The organism is Pseudomonas sp. B21-017 (assembly GCF_024749245.1).
Classification (GTDB): Bacteria; Pseudomonadota; Gammaproteobacteria; order Pseudomonadales; family Pseudomonadaceae; genus Aquipseudomonas.
On sequence record NZ_CP087194.1, the window covers coordinates 5,470,836 to 5,490,464 of the forward strand.

Consider the following 19,629-nt stretch of genomic DNA (forward strand, 5'->3'; position numbering starts at 1 on the left):
TCTTGCCTGGCTTTCACGGAAAACGGCCCGAAAGCACAAAGAACGGGGATGATAGACCACCCCGTTGGCGACAGAATCCAGATGATTTGAAGCGTATTTTTTCGACTCATCGCCCTGTGTTCACTGACGTTGATTTGTAGCTCCTGGATCCACGTCTTACTTTGGCCGCTGCGTTTGCAGCGGCCTTTTTTATGGGCGAAAGGTTTTCAGGCAGGGAGTAGTCGGGAGGAGATGACGGGGCTCAGGCAAGCCCCGCCAGATGTCGCGCAATCAGCGTCAGAGGGAATACTTCTGCAAGTTCTCCATCATTTCCTTCAGCGCCTCAATGTTGTCCTTCGGATGCGCCGCGCCTTCGAAATCGCAGATCTGCTGCCAATGCGCCGCCACATCCTCCGGCGAGAAACCGACCCGCGGATCGAACCCGGCGCCCAGGCTGCGCTCCCAGCGCACCTTGCCCATCCAGCCGCCACCGACCTCGAACAGCCCCGACGTTTCCTGGCATTGCTCGCTGCCCAGGTACACCACCAATGGGCTGACCAGTTCCGGTTTGAGTTGCTCGAATACTTGCGGCGGGATCAGGCCTTCGGTCATGCGGGTCCCACCCGTGGGGGCGATGGCATTGACCAGGATATTGTTCTTGCGGCCCTCGATAGCCAGTGTGCGGGTCAGGCCGTAGAGGCCGAGTTTGGCCATGCCATAGTTTGACTGCCCGAAGTTGCCATAGATGCCCGAGGTCGACGCGGTGAAGATCACGCGGCCATAGTTTTGCTCACGCATGTGTGGCCAGGCGGCGCGAGTGACCTTGTAGGCGCCTTCGACGTGAACGCGGTAAACCAGGTCCCAATCGCTGTCGTCCATTTTGTGAAAGGTCTTGTCGCGCAGGATGCCGGCGTTGTTCACCACGACATCGATACGACCGAACGTATCAAGGGCATGCTGGACGATTTTGTCTCCGTCGGTGACAGAGTCATGATTAGCCTCGGCGATGCCACCCGCTTCACGAATTTCCGCCACCACCCGATCGGCCGCCGATGCATTGGCGCCTTCACCCTGAGCCGAGCCGCCGAGATCATTGACCAGCACTCTGGCACCCTGTTTGGCGAACAGCAATGCATGCGCTCGCCCCAAGCCGCCGCCTGCACCGGTGACAATCACGACTTTATCTTCGAAGCGCACAGACTCATTCATGGGGAACTCCAGCAGGCCAGGGACTATTAGTGCGAGTGTCGGGCACGGGGCTGCCGGTCACAATGAACACGGGGGCGGCTGAATGGTGCGCGATAAGGCAGCGGGATAGTCAGGAACACGCCAACTTGAGCGGCGGTGAAATCAACTGATCGCGAAATTCCAGATAGTGCTTGAGCACCTGCGCCGGCGCTTCGATCTGTGGGTAATGGCCGATCTCGGACAGCAGGACAGTGTCCGGGGTGGGAATCAGTTGCCGATAGCGCGCCACCATGTGCGCACCGGAAACCGGATCGACCTCACCATCGATAACGCGCAGCGGCACCTCGCCGCGCTGCATGGCGCTGACCCAACGCTCACGCTGGACCCGCCGCTGCGGGATATAACCGATCAATTTATGCATGATCCGCTGCCCGTGATTGCTATCGACCAGGCTCCAGAAATCATCCAGCTCACTTTCGGTGGGCCGGGTCTGCGGACCGAAAATCTGCTTGAAACTCTTCACCAGAGCGTCACGGGTAAAAGCTAGCCCGATCATCCAGCCCAAGGGGCTTAGCAGGAGTTTTTGCATCAACACCGGGCGATGGGTTTCGGGAAACAACCCGCCATTGAGGAACACGCAACTGGCGATATGAGCGCGTGCTTCGTAGTGCCGGGCCAAGAGCTCCTGGGCCACGCTGTCGCCATAATCGTGTGCCAACACGTGAACGGGTTGCTCGACGTTCAAGTGCGCCAATAACGCTTGTTGCAGATCGGCCTGCTCCAGCAGGCTGTAGTTGTGGTTCACCGGTTTGGCCGAATCGCCGAAGCCAAGCATGTCGCAGGCAATCACCCGATAGCGCTGCGCCAGCGGCTGCCACAGGTAATGCCAGTCCCAACTGGCGGTCGGGAAGCCATGGATCAACAACAGCGGCTCGCCCTGCCCCGCCGCCCAATAGCGGATGGTCTGACCGCGGAAGACGAACGTCTGGCCGCGCTTACGCCAGACACACAGAGGAATTTCGGCGAGTGCCATTTAGAGTTTATAACCCGGGTCTTGTTTATCGAGTTTGCGCAGCAGCGCCGGCCAGGCCAGCGCGCCACCCATCCCTTGAGCACTTTTGGTGACGCCGGCGATCATCGCCTTGGCGCCCGCCAGAATCTGCGGTTCGATGGCGATCAGCTCTGCGCCACCGTTCTGCGCCAGCACCTGAATCTCGCAGGCGCGCTGAAAGGTAAACATCATCAGGAACGTGTCGGCGATGGTGCCGCCACAGGTCAGCAGACCGTGGTTGTGCAGCATCAGAAAGTTGTTTTCACCCAGGTCGGCTTGCAGCCGCGCCTTCTCTTCATGGTTCAGTGCCACGCCTTCGTAGGCGTGATAAGCCAGGCTGGACAGCACGAACAATGACTGCTGACTGATCGGCAAAATGCCCTGTTTCTGCGCCGATACCGCCACCCCCGCCGCCGTGTGGGTATGCAGCACACACACGACGTCATGCCGGACTTCATGCACCGCGCTGTGGATGGTGTAACCCGCCGGGTTGATCTCGTAGGGGCTGTCCATCAATTTGTTGCCGGCCTGATCGACCTTGACCAGGCTCGACGCGGTGATTTCATGGAACATCATCCCGAACGGGTTGATCAGGAAGTCTTCAGTGCCTGGCACCTTGGCTGAAATGTGCGTGAAGATCAGATCGTCCCAGCCGTGGAGGGCGACCAGACGATAACAGGCCGCCAGGTCGACGCGGGTCTGCCACTCGGCGGCACTGACTTTATCCTGGAGACTGTGTGGCGACTGGATGGGGGTTACGCTCACGGCAAGGATCTCTTTTTATTGTTCTGGGTTCTTAATGTTCACTGACGTTACAGCAGTCTAGTCAGCCCCCGGAGATCGGCTAGTTGCATTGGCAGCCAGCTTGGTGGCCGAGCGAGTCAGTGCGCGGGGGAGCCTGGATCCATGTCAGAACACTGCCGCCAATAAAAGCCGGTCAGCCCCGCAGAGCGTTGACCAGGTCCGCCAGCCAAGGCTCGGCGTCGGTTTCCGGCGTTACCGTTTCACTGGCGTCCAGACGCAACATCGGCAGCACTTCATGCACGCCCAGTTCGCCGAACAACTCACGCATTTGCTCACCGCCACCGCAGAACGTATCGCCGTAACTCGAGTCGCCCAACCCGATAACGGCACCCGGCAAGCCACGCCAGGCGGCGGGCAATTGATCGCGGATCATCGAATACAATGGTTGCAGGTTGTCCGGCAACTCACCCATGCCGGTGGTCGAAGTCACCGCCAGAAATGCTTCTGGGCCAAAGGCCTGAACATCGGCAAGTGTCGCGCGCGGGTTGTGCCAGGTTTCGAAACCGGCGGCGTTCAATAGACTTGCGGCGTGGCGGGCGACTTCTTCAGCCGTGCCGTACACCGAGCCGGAAAGGATGGCGACTTTCATCAATCTGATCCTGAAGCTGAGTAAAAGGCCAAGATATTAACAGCACAGCCCTCATTGATCTTTTAGAATGCAGCGTCCCCATCAATACGCAAAGGACTCTGCGATGATCAATGCCTCACTGCTGCAAATGGTGATCGACGCGTCGAACGACGGCATCGTGATTGCCGAAAAGGAAGGCGAACAGGACAATATCCTGATTTACGTAAACCCGGCGTTCGAACGCCTGACGGGCTATACCAGCGAAGAAATCCTCTACCAGGATTGCCGTTTTCTGCAGGCAGGAGACCGGGATCAGCCCGCCCTCGCATTGATTCGCCAGGCGTTGGGCAATGGCGGTTCCTGCCGGGAAATTCTCAGGAATTACCGCAAGGACGGCACCCCGTTCTGGAACGAACTGTCGCTTTCCACGGTAAAAAACCCGCACGACGGACAAACCTATTTTGTCGGTGTGCAGAAAGACGTCACGGTTCAGGTCAGGGCACAGCAGCGAGTTGCACAGCTGGAAGCGCAATTGGCCGAGGTACAGGCAGAACTTGCTGATCTCAAGTCGACGAACGGATCAAACCAATCTGCGAATTAGTGGTCATTTACTACAATCACCGATGACTTTGTAATTATTTCTTTCGAGCAAATCATGCAGCGCGACGCACTCCTGACCCAGGATGAGCTGGACTTTATCCAGACCATGCAACACAACCCGCAACTCAATGTGCGGGATGCGACGTCGAGTTTGCTGGTCAATGGCGGCTCGCAGATCCGTGATTTGCTCACACGCCTGGCCGCTCATGAGCAAGTCACCATCCAGGCCACTTTCGAAAATCAGCAAATGACCTTCCCGCTGCACCTGGTGGAAGATGAGTTTCACGCAATGCATCTACGCCTCGGTGTCCCCAGCATTTATGAAGACGGGCCAATGATTCGGCCATGGCGCCTGGCGCTCGAAGAGCCAGTGGCGCTGGAAAATGCCAAGGGGCAACCCGGCACGATGTGGGTGCACGAAATATCGTTCAAAGGGGTTTTGCTGGAAGTTCGCAACAAGACCAAAGCGCCAAAGCACTTCGCGCTGTGGTTCAGCCCGTCAGGCTATGAGCGGATTGCGTTGCGCGGCACCCTGGAGCGTGAGACCGAGCAAGGTTTCTACGCCTACGAGCTGAGCCAGAGTGACAAGGACGAAACCGAGCGTCTGCGTCAGTACATCCTTCAGCAACATCGCCTGACCCATCCTGCTTTGCATATTTGAATCTCAGGTATCCAGGTTTCCCGCCAGGAACTGTTTCAGACGCTGGCGCATCACCCCTCCCTCGTTTCCAAGGCAACCCACCGACGACCCGGCCAGACTTTCTTGCGCCAGGTCGGACGCATCCCCGGCCAGAAACAGCTGACAATCCAGGCCCATGGCCAGACGGTTCAAACGTCGAGGCAGTTCGGCAGCCGGCGCGTGATTGGAAATCAGCACCAGCGCCCTGGGCTTGATCTTCTCACAAACCAAGATCAACTCATCAAAGGGCTGCCCGATCGCCAACAACTGAATAGCCGAATCGATGCTGCTCAGATAGAGCGCCGTGACCAATACTTCGAGCTCACGACATTGGTCGGCCAAGGCGCAGACAATCACTCGTCGCGGCTGCATGACACGCACCAGCAGCAGGCGTTGCAATACTCGAGACCGCAGAAAGCCATCCAGAAAAAGCCACTCGCTGGTCTGACCGAACGCATCTTGGCGTTGTAGCAATAGCTTCCAGATCGGAACCAGGATGTCCTGAAACACAACTGTCAGCGGATAACTGGAAAAGATCTGACCGTAGACGTGTTCCAGCTGAACTTCGTCAAAAACACTCACTGCCGCCTTGACCTGCTGCTGCCATTGGCTGTAGTCGGCTTGAACGAGCTCGTCGGGAATGATCCGCTCCAGCACCTGGAGCGGTTCGGTCTTGGCCAGTATCTTGCCAACCTTGCTTACCGCGACACCGCGCTCGATCCAGCCGAGGATGCTGCGGACACGCTCGATATCGGTCATCGAATACAAGCGGTGCCCGCTTTCGGTGCGGGTGGGCTGTATCAGCCCGTAGCGTCGCTCCCAGGCTCGGAGCGTGACCGGGTTGACCCCTGTCATCCGCGCGACCTCACGAATCGGGAACAGCTCTTCTCGAATCAGGGAGGTAATGGGGGGCAAGCCAGGCGCAATGTCGGTCAGCACAGGGATTTTGGATCCATATTAATATTTTGATACATTTTTACTCTCATACCCCAGTGATATTCAACACGTCGTTGAACTAATTGGAACGAAAGTTCCAGACACAATCAGGAATAATCCTTGCTTGTCCCAAGACGCAGCCCACTACCCCGGCGCTGTGCCTGGCGAAACTCCTATCCGGAGCGACGCGTTTGCCTTACGGAGATACACAATGTCTACTTCACCCGTCACGCTGATGGTTGCGCGTCGTGTCGCCGATGGGCGTTATCAGGACCTGATGGCCTGGTTGCGCGAAGGCGAGCAACTGGCCACCGACTTCCCCGGCTATCTCGGTTCTGGCGTGCTCGCTCCGCCGCCCGAGGATGACGAATTCCAGATTATTTTCCGCTTCGCCGACGAGCAGACCCTGCACGCCTGGGAGCATTCCGCGTCGCGTACCGCTTGGCTGGGACGCGGCAGCAATCTGTTTGCCCATCCTTCGGAGCATCGGGTCAGTGGCATCGATGGCTGGTTCGGTGCGGTAGGGCAACGCCCGCCACGCTGGAAGCAGGCCGTGGCGATCTGGCTGGCGTTCTTTCCGGTGTCCCTGCTGTTCAACTTTGTGCTGGGACCGTTATTGGCTGAAACGGGATTGCTGGCCCGGGTGTTCGTCAGCACCCTGTGCCTGACACCACTGATGGTTTATTTCTTCATTCCATTGTCGACCCATCTGTTGGCCGGCTGGCTGAACACCGCACCGCAACAACCGTTGGCCGCAACGCCTACTACCCAAAATCAGTAACTCTTGCAGGAGCGTAGGTGCACGACTCCCGTCGCTGGTATAGTTTTGCTCTAACCGCGACGCGAGCCGTTCATGACCTCTTCCGCAGCCCCCATCCTCATCACCGGTGCCGGCCAGCGTGTCGGCCTGCACTGTGCGCAGCGTTTGCTCGAAGACGGCCATCCGGTCATTTTCAGCTACCGCAGCGAACGCCCCGGCGTAAAGACCCTGCGCGATCTGGGAGCAACAGCGGTGTTCGCGGACTTTTCCAGCGAGGCCGGGATTCTCGCGTTCATCGGTGAATTGAAGAACCACACCGACAGCCTGCGGGCGATAGTCCACAACGCCTCCGAATGGCTGGCCGAAAACCCGGGCGCCGAAGCCGATGCCTTCACCCGCATGTTCAGCGTGCACATGCTGGCGCCCTACCTGATCAACCTGCACTGTGCCGATTTACTCAGACGCTCAAGCCCCGCCGACATCGTGCACATCAGCGATGACGTGACCCGCAAGGGCAGCAGCAAGCACATCGGCTACTGCGCCAGCAAAGCCGGGCTCGACAGCCTGACCCTGTCCTTTGCCGCCAAGTACGCGCCAGACATCAAGGTCAACGGTATCGCGCCAGCCCTGCTACTGTTCAATCCCGACGACGACGCGGCGTACCGCGCCAGGGTCCTGGCCAAATCCGCACTGGGCATCGAGCCCGGCAGCGAAGTGATCTACCAGAGCCTGCGCTATTTGCTCGACAACCCTTATGTCACCGGCACGACCCTGACCGTCAATGGCGGACGGCACGTCAAATAAGCCGCCCCCGCGAGGATGTCCCCATGACGTTATCCCTGCCCCACAGCGCCCTGTCCCAGAGCTATCGCGAGATCCTTATCGGCCTGGGTGAAAACCCCGACCGCGAAGGGCTGCAAGACACCCCGTTGCGCGCCGCCAAGGCCATGCAATACCTGTGTCACGGTTACGAACAGAGCGTCGAAGAGATCGTCAACGGCGCACTGTTCGCCTCCGACAACGATGAAATGATCATTGTCGACAACATCGAGTTGTACTCGCTGTGTGAACATCACATGTTGCCCTTCATCGGCAAGGCGCATGTGGCTTATATTCCAACGGGCAAGGTGCTGGGCCTGTCGAAGATTGCACGGCTTGTGGATATGTTCGCCCGCCGCCTGCAAATACAGGAGAACCTCACCCGGCAAATCGCCGAGGCCGTGCAGCAAGTGACCGATGCCGCCGGTGTCGCGGTGGTCATCGAAGCCCAGCACATGTGCATGATGATGCGCGGCGTCGAGAAACAGAATTCGACCATGAACACCTCGGTGATGCTCGGTGCCTTCCGCGAGTCGAGCAACACCCGCCAGGAGTTCCTGCAATTGATTGGACGGAGCAAGTAGCAATGCCACAACTTCAACCAGGAATGGCACGCATCCGGGTCAAGGACCTGTGTTTGCGAACTTTCATCGGGATCAACGAGGACGAAATCCTCAACAAGCAGGATGTGCTGATCAACCTGACCATCCTGTATGCCGCTCAGGACGCCGTGCGTGACAACGACATCGATCACGCGCTGAACTACCGCACCATCACCAAGGCGATCATTGCCCACGTGGAAGGCAATCGCTTTGCCCTGCTCGAGCGCCTGACCCAGGAGCTGCTGGACCTGATCATGGCCAACGAGTCGGTGCTGTATGCCGAAGTCGAAGTCGACAAGCCCCACGCCCTGCGCTTCGCCGAGTCGGTGTCGATTACCCTGGCTGCCAGCCGCTGACCGCGTCTGGCGTATCGCTCGCCAGGCTTTTATCATCCGCGCCACGATTTGATTGCACAGAGCCCATCATGAACGATCAACAACGCCTGGAACTTGAAGCCGCCGCCTTTCGCCGGCTGGTTGCCCACCTGGACAGCCGCAAGGACGTGCAGAACATCGACCTGATGAACCTCTCGGGTTTCTGCCGCAACTGCCTGTCCAAGTGGTACAAGGCCGCCGCTGACGAACGCCAGATCGACGTCAGCCTCGATGAAGCCCGCGAAGTGGTTTACGGCATGCCGTACGCCGAGTGGAAAGCCCAATACCAGAAAGAAGCCAGCGCCGACCAACAAGCGGCGTTCGCCAAAGGAAAACCCAATGAGTGATTTGAACACCCTGCGCGCCAGCCTCAAGAGTGGCGAGCACGTTTTCGCCGACACCCTGGCGTTCATTGCCGCCGGTTATGACTACCAGCCCCAGGCTTTCAACAACGGTGGCGTGGAAAACGCAGCCGGGCAGAACGAAGGCTCGTGCAAGACCCTGGGCCTGGCGCTGCTGGAAGGTCTGAGCGATGAAGAAGCACTGTTGGCGTTTGGCGAGCATTATCGCTCGGTGGTGGCTACGCCCGAAGGCAGCGACCACGGCAATATCCGGGCGTTGATTGCCCATGGCTTGGCGGGTGTGAAGTTCGCTCAGCAGCCACTGACTCGTCGCTAAACCTGTGGCGAGGGAGCTTGCTCCCTCGCCACAGATTATGCGTCGCCATCGATCGGTATCAGGGCACATCCCGACTTTTAAGATTGACCCGGCAACTTTATTTCGTTTGCCGGGCACCTCTGCTCGCGGCTTAGATAAAAAGAAGCATCCCTTCTTCAGAGTCAGCCATCCATGCGCAGCGAAACCATCAGTCAGTCGATTTCCATTGTTCACCCCATCAGTCTCAGCCACGGCAAAAATGCCGAAGTCTGGGACACCGATGGCAAGCGCTACATCGACTTTGTCGGGGGAATCGGCGTACTGAACCTCGGCCATTGCCATCCACGCATCGTCGAGGCCATTCGTGAACAAGCCACCCGCCTGACCCACTACGCGTTCAACGCGGCTCCCCATGTGCCTTACATCGAACTCATGGATCGCCTGGCCGCGTTTATTCCAGTGGATTACCCGGTCAGCGGCATGCTCACCAACAGCGGCGCAGAAGCGGCGGAAAACGCCCTGAAGATCGTCCGTGGCGCCACCGGCCGCACCGCGATCATTGCCTTTGACGGCGCCTTCCACGGCCGCACGCTGGCCACTCTCAACCTCAACGGCAAGGTCGCGCCTTACAAGCAGAAAGTCGGCGTGCTGCCGGGGCCGGTGTACCACCTGCCCTTCCCCAGCAAAGACAATGACGTGACCTGCGCCGAGGCCCTGAAGGCGATGGATCGGCTGTTCAGCGTCGAGATCGACGTGAATGACGTGGCCTGTTTTATCGTCGAACCGGTACAGGGCGAAGGCGGGTTTCTGGCGATGGATGTGGAATTCGCCCAGGCGCTGCGGCGTTTCTGTGATGACAAAGGCATTTTGCTGATTGCCGATGAAATCCAGTCCGGCTTCGGCCGCACCGGCCAGCGGTTTGCGTTTTCGCGACTGGGCATTGAGCCGGACCTGATCCTGCTGGGTAAAAGCATTGCCGGTGGCGTGCCGCTGGGTGCGGTTGTCGGGCGCAAGTCGCTAGTCGACAACTTGCCCAAGGGCGGATTGGGCGGCACCTACTCAGGCAATCCCATCGCCTGCGCCGCCGCGCTGGCGACCCTGGACGAAATGAGTGATGCACATCTGCATGCCTGGGGCACGCAGCAGGAAGAAGCGATTGTCAGCCGCTACGAAGCCTGGCGGGCACGCGGACTGTCACCGTATCTGGGCCGTTTGACCGGCGTGGGTGCGATGCGCGGCATCGAACTGATCAACGCCGACGGCACACCGGCTTCGGCGCAATTGACACAACTGCTGGCGCTGGCCCGAGACTCGGGCTTGCTGCTGATGCCCAGCGGCAAGTCGCGCCACATCATTCGGCTGCTCGCGCCATTGACCACTGAGGCCGCCGTGCTGGAAGAAGGGCTGGATATTCTTGAGGCGTGCCTGGCGAAATTGTCCTGAGGCAGAATCGTCTGCCCACAAAAAAACCGGCCAAGGCCGGTTTTTTTGTTTTCTACGGAATCAGAACGAAACGTTCTGCAGGCCGTCGAGGTAACGCTCGGTGTCCAGTGCCGCCATACAGCCGGCGCCGGCCGAGGTGATGGCTTGACGATAAACGTGGTCGGCCACGTCACCGGCAGCAAAGATACCTTCGACGCTGGTGGCAGTGGCGTTGCCGTCACGGCCGCCCTGTACAACCAGGTAGCCGTCTTTCAACGTCAGCTGACCTTCGAACAACGACGTGTTCGGGGTGTGGCCAATGGCGATGAACACGCCGTCGACTTTGATTTCGTCGAAGCTGCCATCGTTGTTCTTCAGGCGAGCACCGGTCACGCCCATGTTGTCGCCCAACACTTCGTCCAGGGTCGCGTTCAGCTTCAGGATGATCTTGCCTTCGGCAACCCGGGCATTGAGCTTGTCGATCAGGATCTTCTCGGCGCGGAACGTTTCGCGACGGTGAATCAGGGTCACGGTGCTGGCGATGTTGGCCAGGTACAGCGCTTCTTCGACAGCGGTATTACCGCCACCGACCACAGCCACTGGCTTGTTGCGATAGAAGAAACCGTCACAGGTCGCGCAGGCCGAAACGCCTTTGCCCATGAACGTTTCTTCCGACGGCAGGCCCAGGTAACGAGCGCTGGCACCGGTAGCGATGATCAGGGCGTCGCAGGTGTAAGTCGCGCTGTCGCCAATCAGGGTGTACGGCTTGGCAGCGAAGTCCACGGCATTGATGTGATCAAACACGATCTCGGTTTCAAAGCGCTCGGCGTGCTCTTTCATCCGTTCCATCAGCGCCGGGCCGGTCAGGCCGTGGACGTCGCCCGGCCAGTTGTCGACTTCGGTGGTGGTGGTCAGTTGACCGCCGGCTTGCATGCCGGTGATCAGCAGTGGCTTGAGGTTGGCACGGGCCGCATAGACAGCGGCGCTGTAACCGGCAGGGCCGGAACCGAGAATAATCACTCGCGAATGACGAACTTCAGACATGACCTGCTCCTGTTGACCGGCCCGAAACACTGGGCGCGGAACGCCGGATTGCCGGCGGGAATAAAAAAGGACCGTTGAAAGCACTTGGGGAAGGCTTGGGCTCGACAGTCCTGTAAAAGAATGGGTGCAGCGTATCGAGGGGGCGAAGATTAAGGAAATACGGTTTAACAATCCAGCTCATAGGCGGTCTCTATTCCGTTGCAGTGAATGTATAGACGCCTTTGTTACAGTTAATGTCGATGCCGCTACCGCGCTTTCGCACCTCAGGCAAAGCCGGTAAGGTCGGCGCGTTTCCCTCTTGTTCGGAGCACGTTATGCCCGCCCCCGTTCTGTCCGGCCCGCAATACCTGCGCGAAGGCCTCAATCTGGTCCTGAGCCCAAGTCTGCGTCTGTTCGTGTTGCTGCCGCTGGCGATCAACCTGGTGCTGTTCGTCGGATTGATCTATCTGGCCGGTCATCAGTTCAGCCTATGGGTCGATACGCTGATGCCGTCCCTGCCCGATTGGCTGAGCTTCCTCAGCTATATCCTCTGGCCGATATTCGTGGTGTTGGTGGTGTTGATGGTGTTCTTCACCTTCACAATGCTCGCCAACGTTATTGCCGCACCGTTCAACGGCTTCCTCGCGGAGAAAGTCGAAGTGGTGGTGCGCGGCACCGACGATTTCCCGACCTTCAGCTGGGGCGAACTGATCGCCATGATCCCCCGTACCCTGACCCGGGAAATGCGCAAGCTCGGCTACTTCCTGCCAAGGGCCATCGGGCTGTTCATCCTCTCCTTCATCCCGGTGGTGAACATCATTGCCGCACCGCTGTGGCTGCTGTTCGGGGTGTGGATGATGGCGATCCAATACATCGACTACCCGGCGGACAACCACAAGCTGGGCTGGAACGAGATGCTCGCCTGGCTGCGCAAGAAGCGCTGGCAGAGCATGAGTTTTGGCGGGATCGTTTATCTGGTGCTGCTGATTCCGGTGGTGAACATTTTGATGATGCCGGCGGCCGTGGCTGGTGCGACGCTGTTCTGGGTGCGTGAGCGTGGCGCGGAGAATCTGGTGGCGGAACGCAGTTAATCGCGTCATATATCCATCATCCCACCGTCACAATGACGACATGGCCTCAGCCGACACTGAGGTCATGACGACAGCTCTGCATATTACTCTGATCACCGAAACCTTCCCCCCGGAAATCAACGGCGTGGCCAATACCCTTGGCCGCTTGTTCGACGGTTTGCGCGCGCGCGGGCATCAGGTCGAGTTGGTGCGGCCACGTCAGGGCGGCGACCCGCTGACGGGCAGCAATGATGAGTTGCTGCTGTGTCGGGGCTGGCCGCTGCCGGGTTATCCCGGCCTGCAATGGGGCCAGTCGTCGATGCACAAGCTGCTGCGGCGCTGGAAGCGCCATCGCCCGGACGTGTTGTACATCGCCACCGAAGGACCGCTGGGGTTGTCGGCGTTACGCGCGGCACGACGTTTGGGGATTTCGGTGGTCAGCGGCTTTCATACCAATTTTCAGCAGTATTCCAGCCAGTATGGGCTCGGGTTGCTGACGCGCTTGCTGACCCACTACCTGCGCTGGTTTCACAATCGCTCGACCCTGACCCTGGTGCCCAGCGCCAGCCAGCGACTGGAGCTGGAGCGGCGCAGTTTCGAGCGTCTGGCGTTACTCTCTCGAGGCGTCGACAGCCAGTTGTTTCATCCGGTCAAACGACTGAAACCGCTGCGTGAGCAATGGGGACTGGCCGAGGATGACATCGCCTTCATCCACGTAGGACGCCTGGCCCAGGAGAAGAATCTTGGCCTGCTCAAGCGCAGTTTCGACGCGCTGAAAACCACTTATCCACAGCGCAACATGAAATTGATTGTGGTCGGTGACGGTCCGCAACGATCGACGCTGGAAAAGGAATTGCCCGAGGCGATTTTTTGCGGCTCACAACGCGGCGAAGCGCTGGCCAGTCACTATGCCTCGGGGGATGTGTTTCTGTTTCCGAGCCTGACCGAAACCTTCGGCAATGTGGTGCTTGAGGCATTGGCCTCAGGGCTGGGGGTGGTGGCGTACGATCAAGCTGCGGCGGCTCAGCATATTCGCCATGGCTATAACGGCGTATTGGCCATGCCCGGGGATGAACAGGCGTTCTGCGATGCGGCACGTTGGCTGCTGGAGGAGCGCGAAACCTTGCGCTGCATGCGGCTCAATGCCCGCCAGCATGCAAGCCGTCAGGGCTGGGCGGCGATTATCGAGCAGTTCGAGGGGCAGTTGCGGGGGGCTTGTGCGCAGGAACAAGTTCTATCCGATGCAGCGTTGTTACCTTAAAAGCTTCGCGGGCAAGCCTCGCCCTTGTAGGAGCGAGGCTTGCCCGCGAAAAGGCCTTTTCAGTCGCCATTTACACCAGCGTCATCAACGCATCACGGCTGAATGGCAGGATGTCCTGCTCACGACCGTCACGCACTTTCTGCGCCCAGTCCGGGTCCACCAACAACGCACGCCCCACCGCCACCAGGTCGAACTCATCGTTATTCAAACGTTCCAGCAGTTTTTCCAGGCTGGCCGGCTGTGCGATCTTGTCGGTGTTGACCATGAATTGCAGGAACTCGCCATCCAGGCCGACGCTGCCAACGGTGATGGTCGGCTTGCCGGTGAGCTTACGGGTCCAGCCGGCCAGGTTCAGTTCGGAACCGTCGAACTCCGGCTCCCAGAAACGGCGTGTCGAGCAGTGGAAAATATCCACGCCGGCGTCGGACAACGGCTTGAGAAATTCGCCCAACGCCTCTGACGTCTGCACCAGACGCGCGGTGTAGTCCTGCTGCTTCCACTGGGAGAAACGGAAGATGATCGGGAATCCCTCGCCGACTGCTGCGCGCACCGCCTGAATCAATTCGATGGCGAAGCGCGAACGGTTGGCCAGGCTGCCACCGTATTCGTCGGTGCGCTGGTTGCTGCCTTCCCAGAAGAACTGGTCCACCAGATAACCATGGGCACCGTGGATTTCCACGCCGTCCATGCCGATGCTCTGGGCGTCTTTGGCGGCTTGGGCGAACGCAGCGATCACCTCCTGGATATCCTGCTGGGTCATGCCGTGAACCACGACCTGTCCGTCTTTCAGTTTTTCCGACGGACCATAACCTGGCACGCTGGCATCCGGCTCGGTGCCGATACGGCGCACGCTGCCCACATGCCACAGCTGCGGAACGATCTTGCCGCCTTCGGCATGCACTGCATCGACGACTTTTTTCCAGCCGGCCAGTGCGGCTTCACCGTAGAAGTGCGGCACGTTCGGGTAACCGTTGGAGGCCTTGTGACCGACCGTGGTGCCTTCGGTGATGATCAGGCCAACTCCGGCGGCAGCGCGGCGACGGTAGTATTCAATCACTTTGGAGTTGGGCACGCCGCCCGGGGAAAACGAGCGGGTCATCGGTGCCATGACGACGCGGGTCGGCAGTTCGAGAGCGCCGAGGTGAAAAGGCTTGAACAGGGCTTTGACAGGCATTGGACGCTCCACGGGACATAGGCTTTATGACGGCGATAATATGGAGGGCGCCCTGCCTTGAACAGCACTATTGATTTGAGTGATTAAGGATTAGAAACGAAAAGATCGCAGCCTTCGGCAGCTTCTACAGAGGAATGTGAATACCTGTAGCTGCCGAAGGCTGCGATCTTTTGATCTTGATCTGCGCTTTTAACTCAGAGCTTTTTCAATCGCCTGGATAACAGAAGGATCATCCGGCGCCGTACGCGGCGAGAACCGCGCCAATACGCGACCGTCCTTGCCCAACAGGAATTTTTCGAAGTTCCAGGTGATGTCGCCCGGAAACTCCGCACCCTCGCCCGCCAGCAGGCGGTACAGCTGATGACGTTCGTGACCGTTGACTTCCAGCTTGCTGGACAACGGAAAGGTCACGCCATAGTTGAGGCTGCAGAACGCCTGGATTTCCTGCTCTGTGCCCGGTTCCTGCCCGGCAAACTGGTTGCACGGCAAGCCCAGCACGCTGAAACCCTTGCCCTTGTATTGCTGGTAGAGGTTTTCCAGAGCAGCGTACTGTGGGGTCAAGCCACATTTGGAGGCGACGTTGACCACCAGCACGACGTGCCCTTTGAAGGGCGCCAGAGGTAACTCCTGGCCATCCAAAGTTTTCAATGTAAGGTCGTGAAAAGCACTCATGACGGACTCCAAATTTCCCGTGTTCTTCTCGAAACAGCCACTTGGTCATGTCGCCAAGGACAGCCGCGGACTAAAAAGGCGCCCTCGGGCGCCTCTCCAGTTCTCGAAAGCTTAGCGCAGAAAATCAGTGGTGATGGCCACCTTCGCCATGGACGTGACCATGAGCGATTTCTTCCTGGCTGGCATCACGGATGGCAACGATCTTGACCTGGAAATTCAGGCGCTGACCGGCCAGCGGGTGGTTGCCGTCGACGGTGACATCGTCGCCGTCCAGATCGCGAATGGTGACGATCTGCATCTGGCCGTCCGGAGCGGAAGCGTGGAACTGCATGCCCACTTCCAGTTCATCGACGCCTTCGAACATGCTGCGGCTCAGGGTGCTGACCAGTTCGGCTGCGTATTCGCCGTAGGCATCTTCAGGTTCTACGGCAACAGTCAGTTCGTCACCGACTGCTTTGCCTTCCAGTGCCTTTTCCAGGCCCGGGATGATGTTACCTGCGCCTTGCAGGTAGACCAGCGGCGCGCCGCCGGCGGAGCTGTCGATGACCTCACCAGCGTCGTTGGTCAGGGTATAGTCGATGGAGACAGCCTTATTGGCGGCGATCAGCATGGGGCGAGACCTTTTGCATAAGAATGATGAATGTCCAAGTTTAGCGAAGCAATCGCCCGAAAGCGAACACAACCCGGACAAACGGGGCGCGATGAAAGCCTCGACCATTACAGGTTTCCATCAGGACGAGGACGGGCACTGGGTGGCCGAGCTGTCCTGTGGCCATACCCAACACCTGCGGCACCAGCCGCCGTGGCAATCCCGGGCCTGGGTGCTGGACCCTGCGCTGCGCAATGAAAAAATAGGCCAGCCCTTTGATTGCGGTTGGTGCGCACAAGGCTCGGTTAGCGATAACCTTGACCACTGAATATCGGTAGAACGCCAGCCATAGGCGTTCACCATTGCCATGCACCCTTAGAGAATCCGCATGCAAACTTTTTTTATCGCGCCCACCGATTTTGGTGTGGGTCTGACCTCCATCAGCCTCGGGCTGGTGCGTACCCTTGAGCGGGCCGGCCTCAAAGTCGGCTTTTTCAAACCGATTGCCCAACCGCACCCGGGCGACACCGGCCCTGAACGCTCCACCGAACTGGTGGCCCGCACCCACGGTTTGAAACCGCCTCAGCCGCTGGGCCTGGCCCATGTCGAGCGGATGCTCGGCGACGGTCAGCTGGACGAATTGCTCGAAGAAATCATCACCCTTTACCAGCAAGCCGCTATCGGCAAGGACGTGCTGATTGTCGAAGGCATGGTCCCGACCCGCAGCGCCAGCTACGCCGCGCGGGTCAACCTGCACTTGGCCAAGAGCCTCGACGCCGACGTGATTCTGGTTTCGGCGCCGGAAAACGAAGTGCTGACCGAATTGTCCGGCCGGGTGGAATTGCAGGCGCAATTGTTCGGCGGGCCGAAGGATCCGAAAGTGCTGGGCGTGATCCTCAACAAGGTCAAGACCGACGAAAGCATGGACGTCTTCGCCTCGCGCCTGAGAGAGCACTCGCCGTTGCTGCGCAGTGGCGACTTCCGTCTGCTCGGCTGCATCCCGTTTCAACCGGAGCTGAACGCGCCGCGCACCCGTGACGTGGCCGAGTTGATGGGCGCTCAGGTGCTCAATGCCGGTGACTACGAAACCCGGCGCATGACCAAAATCATCATCTGCGCCCGCACCGTGCGCAACACCGTGGAACTGCTCAAGCCCGGCGTGCTGGTGGTGACCCCCGGCGATCGCGACGACATCATCCTCGCGGTCAGCCTCGCAGCGATGAACGGTGTGCCCCTGGCCGGCCTGCTGCTGACCAGCGACACCCTGCCCGACCCGCGCATCATGGAGCTGTGCCGTGGCGCCTTGCAGGCCGGTCTGCCGGTGTTGTCGGTGAGTACCGGTTCCTACGACACCGCCAACCAGTTGAACGGTTTGAACAAGGAAATCCCGATCGACGACCGCGAGCGCGCGGAGATCATCACCGATTTCGTCGCCAGCCACCTCGACGCCAACTGGCTGCACCAACGCTGCGGCACGCCGCGGGAAATGCGCCTGTCGCCTGCAGTGTTCCGCTATCAACTGATCCAGCGTGCCCAGGCCGCCAACAAGCGCATCGTGTTGCCCGAGGGCAGCGAGCCGTTGACCGTCCAGGCCGCCGCGATCTGCCAGGCACGGGGCATCGCCCGTTGCGTGTTGCTGGCCAAGCCGGCAGACGTCGAGGCGGTCGCCCGCGCCCAAGGCATCGAGTTGCCACCGGGGCTGGAAATCCTCGACCCGGACCTGATTCGCGAGCGTTACGTCGAGCCGATGGTTGCGCTGCGCAAGACCAAAAGCCTCAACGCGCCGATGGCCGAGCAGCAACTGGAAGACACCGTGGTGATCGGCACCATGATGCTGGCGCTGGATGAAGTCGACGGGCTGGTGTCCGGGGTCATTCACTCCACCGCCAACACCATCCGCCCGGCCCTGCAACTGATCAAGACCGCGCCGGGTTGCACCCTGGTGTCGTCGGTATTCTTCATGCTGTTTCCCGAAGAAGTGCTGGTCTACGGCGACTGCGTGATGAACCCGCACCCGAGCGCCAGCGAACTGGCCGAGATCGCCTTGCAAAGCGCCGATTCGGCAGCGGCGTTCGGCATCACTCCGCGAGTGGCGATGATCAGCTACTCCAGCGGTGAATCGGCCAGCGGCGAAGAAGTCGAGAAGGTTCGCGAGGCCACCTTGCTCGCCCACGAACAGCAACACTCACTGCTGATCGACGGCCCGTTGCAATACGATGCCGCTGCCAACGAAACCGTGGCCCGGCAACTGGCGCCGAACAGTCAGGTGGCCGGTCGTGCCACGGTGTTCGTGTTCCCCGACCTGAACACCGGCAATACCACCCACAAAGCCGTGCAACGTAGCGCCGACTGCGTCAGCCTCGGGCCAATGCTGCAAGGCCTGCGCAAACCGGTGAACGACCTGCCGCGTGGCGCGCAAGTCGACGACATCGTGTACACCATCGCGTTGACCGCGATTCAAGCGGCCAACCGACCTATGGATATTTAAATGCTGGATTTTCTACCTGCACCCGTGCGCGGCGTGATCGCCTCGCTGCTGTTGGCGCTGAATACGATTCTGCTCTGCTCGTTTCTGTTCTGTGTGGCGCTGTTCAAAGTGTTGCCGTTCGCCCTCACCCAACGTTTCGCGCGCTGGCTGATGAGTCATACCCACGAAGCGTGGATCAGTAACAACAAGGGCTGGATGAATCTGGTTTGCCGCACACGCTGGCACCTCAGCGGCTTGCAAGACCTGGACTATCGGCACTCCTATCTGATCACCAGCAACCATCAGAGCTGGGTCGACATCATGGTGCTGCAGTACGTGCTCAACCGTCGCATCCGCCCGCTGAAGTTCTTCCTCAAACAGGAACTGATCTGGGTACCGGTGATTGGCCTGGCGTGGTGGGCGTTGGGTTTTCCGTTCATGAAGCGTTACTCCAAGGCCTATCTGGAAAAGCATCCGCAGAAGAAAGGCAAAGACCTGGAAACCACCCGCAAGACCTGCGACAAGTTCCGCAATAACCCGGTGGGGATTTTCAACTTCGTCGAAGGCACACGCTTCACCGAGGGCAAGCACACCCAGCAGGGTTCACCGTTCCGCTACCTGCTCAAACCGAAAGCGGGCGGCATTGCATTCGTGCTGGATGCCATGGGCGACCAGCTGGAAGCTATCGTCAACGTGACCATCCACTACCCGGCCGGGCGTCCAGGCTATTGGGATTTGCTCTGCGGCAATGTGAAGGATGTAGTGGTGCACTTTCAGGAGCTGAAGATTCCACCGCAGTTCGTTGGCAAGAACTACGACCAGGACGGGGTGTATCGCCTGGAGTTTCAGGGGTGGATCAATCAGTTGTGGAATGACAAGGATGCGCTGTTGGGACAAATGCACCGGGAGTATCCAGTGAATTCTTGAGGTGCCC

The 19,629-nt window shown here is 59.3% G+C and carries 23 protein-coding genes; 14 read left to right on the forward strand and 9 right to left on the reverse strand.

The genetic code is table 11. From position 1 onward, the window contains the following. Positions 1–276: 276 nt before the first annotated feature. From LOY28_RS24785 to LOY28_RS24800, 4 genes are all read right to left on the reverse strand, one after another. The gene (locus LOY28_RS24785; protein WP_018927168.1) at positions 277–1,188 is read right to left on the reverse strand and encodes an SDR family oxidoreductase; all 912 of its coding nucleotides are present in this window, start codon (positions 1,186–1,188) and stop codon (positions 277–279) included. Between the two features lie 109 nt (positions 1,189–1,297). Beyond that, positions 1,298–2,200: an alpha/beta fold hydrolase gene (locus LOY28_RS24790; RefSeq protein WP_018927169.1), complete on the reverse strand. Its 903-nt coding sequence runs from the start codon at positions 2,198–2,200 to the stop codon at positions 1,298–1,300. Continuing rightward, positions 2,201–2,983, reverse strand: coding sequence for a class II aldolase/adducin family protein (locus LOY28_RS24795; protein WP_018927170.1), 783 nt, complete (start codon positions 2,981–2,983; stop codon positions 2,201–2,203). A gap of 172 nt (positions 2,984–3,155) precedes the next feature. Further along, positions 3,156–3,611 carry a flavodoxin gene (locus LOY28_RS24800; protein ID WP_018927171.1) on the reverse strand — a complete coding sequence of 152 codons (456 nt, stop codon included), beginning with the start codon at positions 3,609–3,611 and terminating at the stop codon, positions 3,156–3,158. 103 nt (positions 3,612–3,714) lie between these two features. Between LOY28_RS24800 and LOY28_RS24805 the strand changes: the two genes are divergently transcribed. After that, the gene (locus LOY28_RS24805; RefSeq protein WP_018927172.1) at positions 3,715–4,191 is read left to right on the forward strand and encodes a PAS domain-containing protein; all 477 of its coding nucleotides are present in this window, start codon (positions 3,715–3,717) and stop codon (positions 4,189–4,191) included. A gap of 54 nt (positions 4,192–4,245) precedes the next feature. Beyond that, complete coding sequence (locus tag LOY28_RS24810; protein WP_018927173.1) at positions 4,246–4,851, forward strand: hypothetical protein; 606 nt, start codon at positions 4,246–4,248, stop codon at positions 4,849–4,851. Between the two features lie 3 nt (positions 4,852–4,854). Here LOY28_RS24810 and LOY28_RS24815 read toward each other — a convergent pair whose 3' ends face one another. Continuing rightward, positions 4,855–5,814 carry a MerR family transcriptional regulator gene (locus LOY28_RS24815; RefSeq protein ID WP_258614505.1) on the reverse strand — a complete coding sequence of 320 codons (960 nt, stop codon included), beginning with the start codon at positions 5,812–5,814 and terminating at the stop codon, positions 4,855–4,857. Positions 5,815–6,016: 202 nt separating this feature from the next. Here LOY28_RS24815 and LOY28_RS24820 point away from each other — a divergent pair, with 202 nt between their 5' ends. The 7 genes from LOY28_RS24820 to LOY28_RS24850 all read left to right on the forward strand — a co-directional run bounded on the left by LOY28_RS24820 (position 6,017) and on the right by LOY28_RS24850 (position 10,460). Then, on the forward strand, positions 6,017–6,586 hold the full coding sequence (locus LOY28_RS24820) for an antibiotic biosynthesis monooxygenase (RefSeq protein ID WP_258612678.1): 570 nt from the start codon (positions 6,017–6,019) through the stop codon (positions 6,584–6,586). A gap of 72 nt (positions 6,587–6,658) precedes the next feature. Beyond that, positions 6,659–7,369: a dihydromonapterin reductase gene (gene folM, locus LOY28_RS24825; protein WP_258612679.1), complete on the forward strand. Its 711-nt coding sequence runs from the start codon at positions 6,659–6,661 to the stop codon at positions 7,367–7,369. Positions 7,370–7,392: 23 nt separating this feature from the next. Beyond that, a complete protein-coding gene (folE, locus tag LOY28_RS24830) occupies positions 7,393–7,968 on the forward strand; it encodes a GTP cyclohydrolase I FolE (RefSeq protein WP_018927177.1) in 576 nt (191 codons plus the stop codon). A 2-nt stretch (positions 7,969–7,970) separates the two neighbouring features. Continuing rightward, positions 7,971–8,342, forward strand: coding sequence for a dihydroneopterin triphosphate 2'-epimerase (gene folX, locus LOY28_RS24835; protein WP_007942179.1), 372 nt, complete (start codon positions 7,971–7,973; stop codon positions 8,340–8,342). A 68-nt stretch (positions 8,343–8,410) separates the two neighbouring features. Further along, positions 8,411–8,707, forward strand: coding sequence for a DUF1244 domain-containing protein (locus LOY28_RS24840; protein WP_018927179.1), 297 nt, complete (start codon positions 8,411–8,413; stop codon positions 8,705–8,707). Further along, positions 8,700–9,038: a HopJ type III effector protein gene (locus tag LOY28_RS24845; protein ID WP_018927180.1), complete on the forward strand. Its 339-nt coding sequence runs from the start codon at positions 8,700–8,702 to the stop codon at positions 9,036–9,038. The genes LOY28_RS24840 and LOY28_RS24845 overlap by 8 nt, the downstream gene beginning before the upstream one ends. Before the next feature lie 171 nt (positions 9,039–9,209). Continuing rightward, positions 9,210–10,460 (forward strand): aspartate aminotransferase family protein, encoded by a 1,251-nt coding sequence (locus tag LOY28_RS24850; RefSeq protein ID WP_018927181.1) that lies wholly within the window; start codon positions 9,210–9,212, stop codon positions 10,458–10,460. A 60-nt stretch (positions 10,461–10,520) separates the two neighbouring features. On the opposite strand, the gene trxB is transcribed toward LOY28_RS24850, so the two are convergent. After that, the gene (gene trxB, locus LOY28_RS24855) at positions 10,521–11,483 is read right to left on the reverse strand and encodes a thioredoxin-disulfide reductase (RefSeq protein ID WP_018927182.1); all 963 of its coding nucleotides are present in this window, start codon (positions 11,481–11,483) and stop codon (positions 10,521–10,523) included. 314 nt (positions 11,484–11,797) lie between these two features. Here trxB and cysZ point away from each other — a divergent pair, with 314 nt between their 5' ends. Both cysZ and LOY28_RS24865 read left to right on the forward strand, forming a co-directional pair. Next, on the forward strand, positions 11,798–12,553 hold the full coding sequence (cysZ, locus tag LOY28_RS24860) for a sulfate transporter CysZ (protein ID WP_018927183.1): 756 nt from the start codon (positions 11,798–11,800) through the stop codon (positions 12,551–12,553). A gap of 40 nt (positions 12,554–12,593) precedes the next feature. Then, a complete protein-coding gene (locus LOY28_RS24865; RefSeq protein ID WP_018927184.1) occupies positions 12,594–13,793 on the forward strand; it encodes a glycosyltransferase family 1 protein in 1,200 nt (399 codons plus the stop codon). 70 nt (positions 13,794–13,863) lie between these two features. Here the strand turns inward: LOY28_RS24865 and LOY28_RS24870 are convergent, their stop codons facing one another. The 3 genes from LOY28_RS24870 to LOY28_RS24880 form a co-directional block, all read right to left on the reverse strand. Continuing rightward, positions 13,864–14,967 carry an NADH:flavin oxidoreductase gene (locus LOY28_RS24870; protein ID WP_018927185.1) on the reverse strand — a complete coding sequence of 368 codons (1,104 nt, stop codon included), beginning with the start codon at positions 14,965–14,967 and terminating at the stop codon, positions 13,864–13,866. A 189-nt stretch (positions 14,968–15,156) separates the two neighbouring features. Then, the gene (locus tag LOY28_RS24875; protein WP_018927186.1) at positions 15,157–15,639 is read right to left on the reverse strand and encodes a glutathione peroxidase; all 483 of its coding nucleotides are present in this window, start codon (positions 15,637–15,639) and stop codon (positions 15,157–15,159) included. A gap of 124 nt (positions 15,640–15,763) precedes the next feature. Continuing rightward, complete coding sequence (locus LOY28_RS24880; protein ID WP_007942189.1) at positions 15,764–16,249, reverse strand: peptidylprolyl isomerase; 486 nt, start codon at positions 16,247–16,249, stop codon at positions 15,764–15,766. On the opposite strand from LOY28_RS24880, the gene LOY28_RS24885 reads away from it, so the two are divergent. The 3 genes from LOY28_RS24885 to LOY28_RS24895 are packed head-to-tail and all read left to right on the forward strand — an operon-like array spanning position 16,218 to position 19,622. After that, positions 16,218–16,556 (forward strand): DUF3565 domain-containing protein, encoded by a 339-nt coding sequence (locus LOY28_RS24885; RefSeq protein ID WP_026286504.1) that lies wholly within the window; start codon positions 16,218–16,220, stop codon positions 16,554–16,556. The two genes, LOY28_RS24880 and LOY28_RS24885, sit on opposite strands and share 32 nt — an antisense overlap. 60 nt (positions 16,557–16,616) lie before the next feature. Beyond that, positions 16,617–18,716, forward strand: a complete 2,100-nt coding sequence (gene pta / locus LOY28_RS24890) for a phosphate acetyltransferase (protein WP_018927188.1) — start codon at positions 16,617–16,619, stop codon at positions 18,714–18,716. Next, positions 18,717–19,622, forward strand: a complete 906-nt coding sequence (locus LOY28_RS24895; protein WP_018927189.1) for an acyltransferase — start codon at positions 18,717–18,719, stop codon at positions 19,620–19,622. It begins immediately after the preceding gene. Positions 19,623–19,629: the final 7 nt, after the last annotated feature.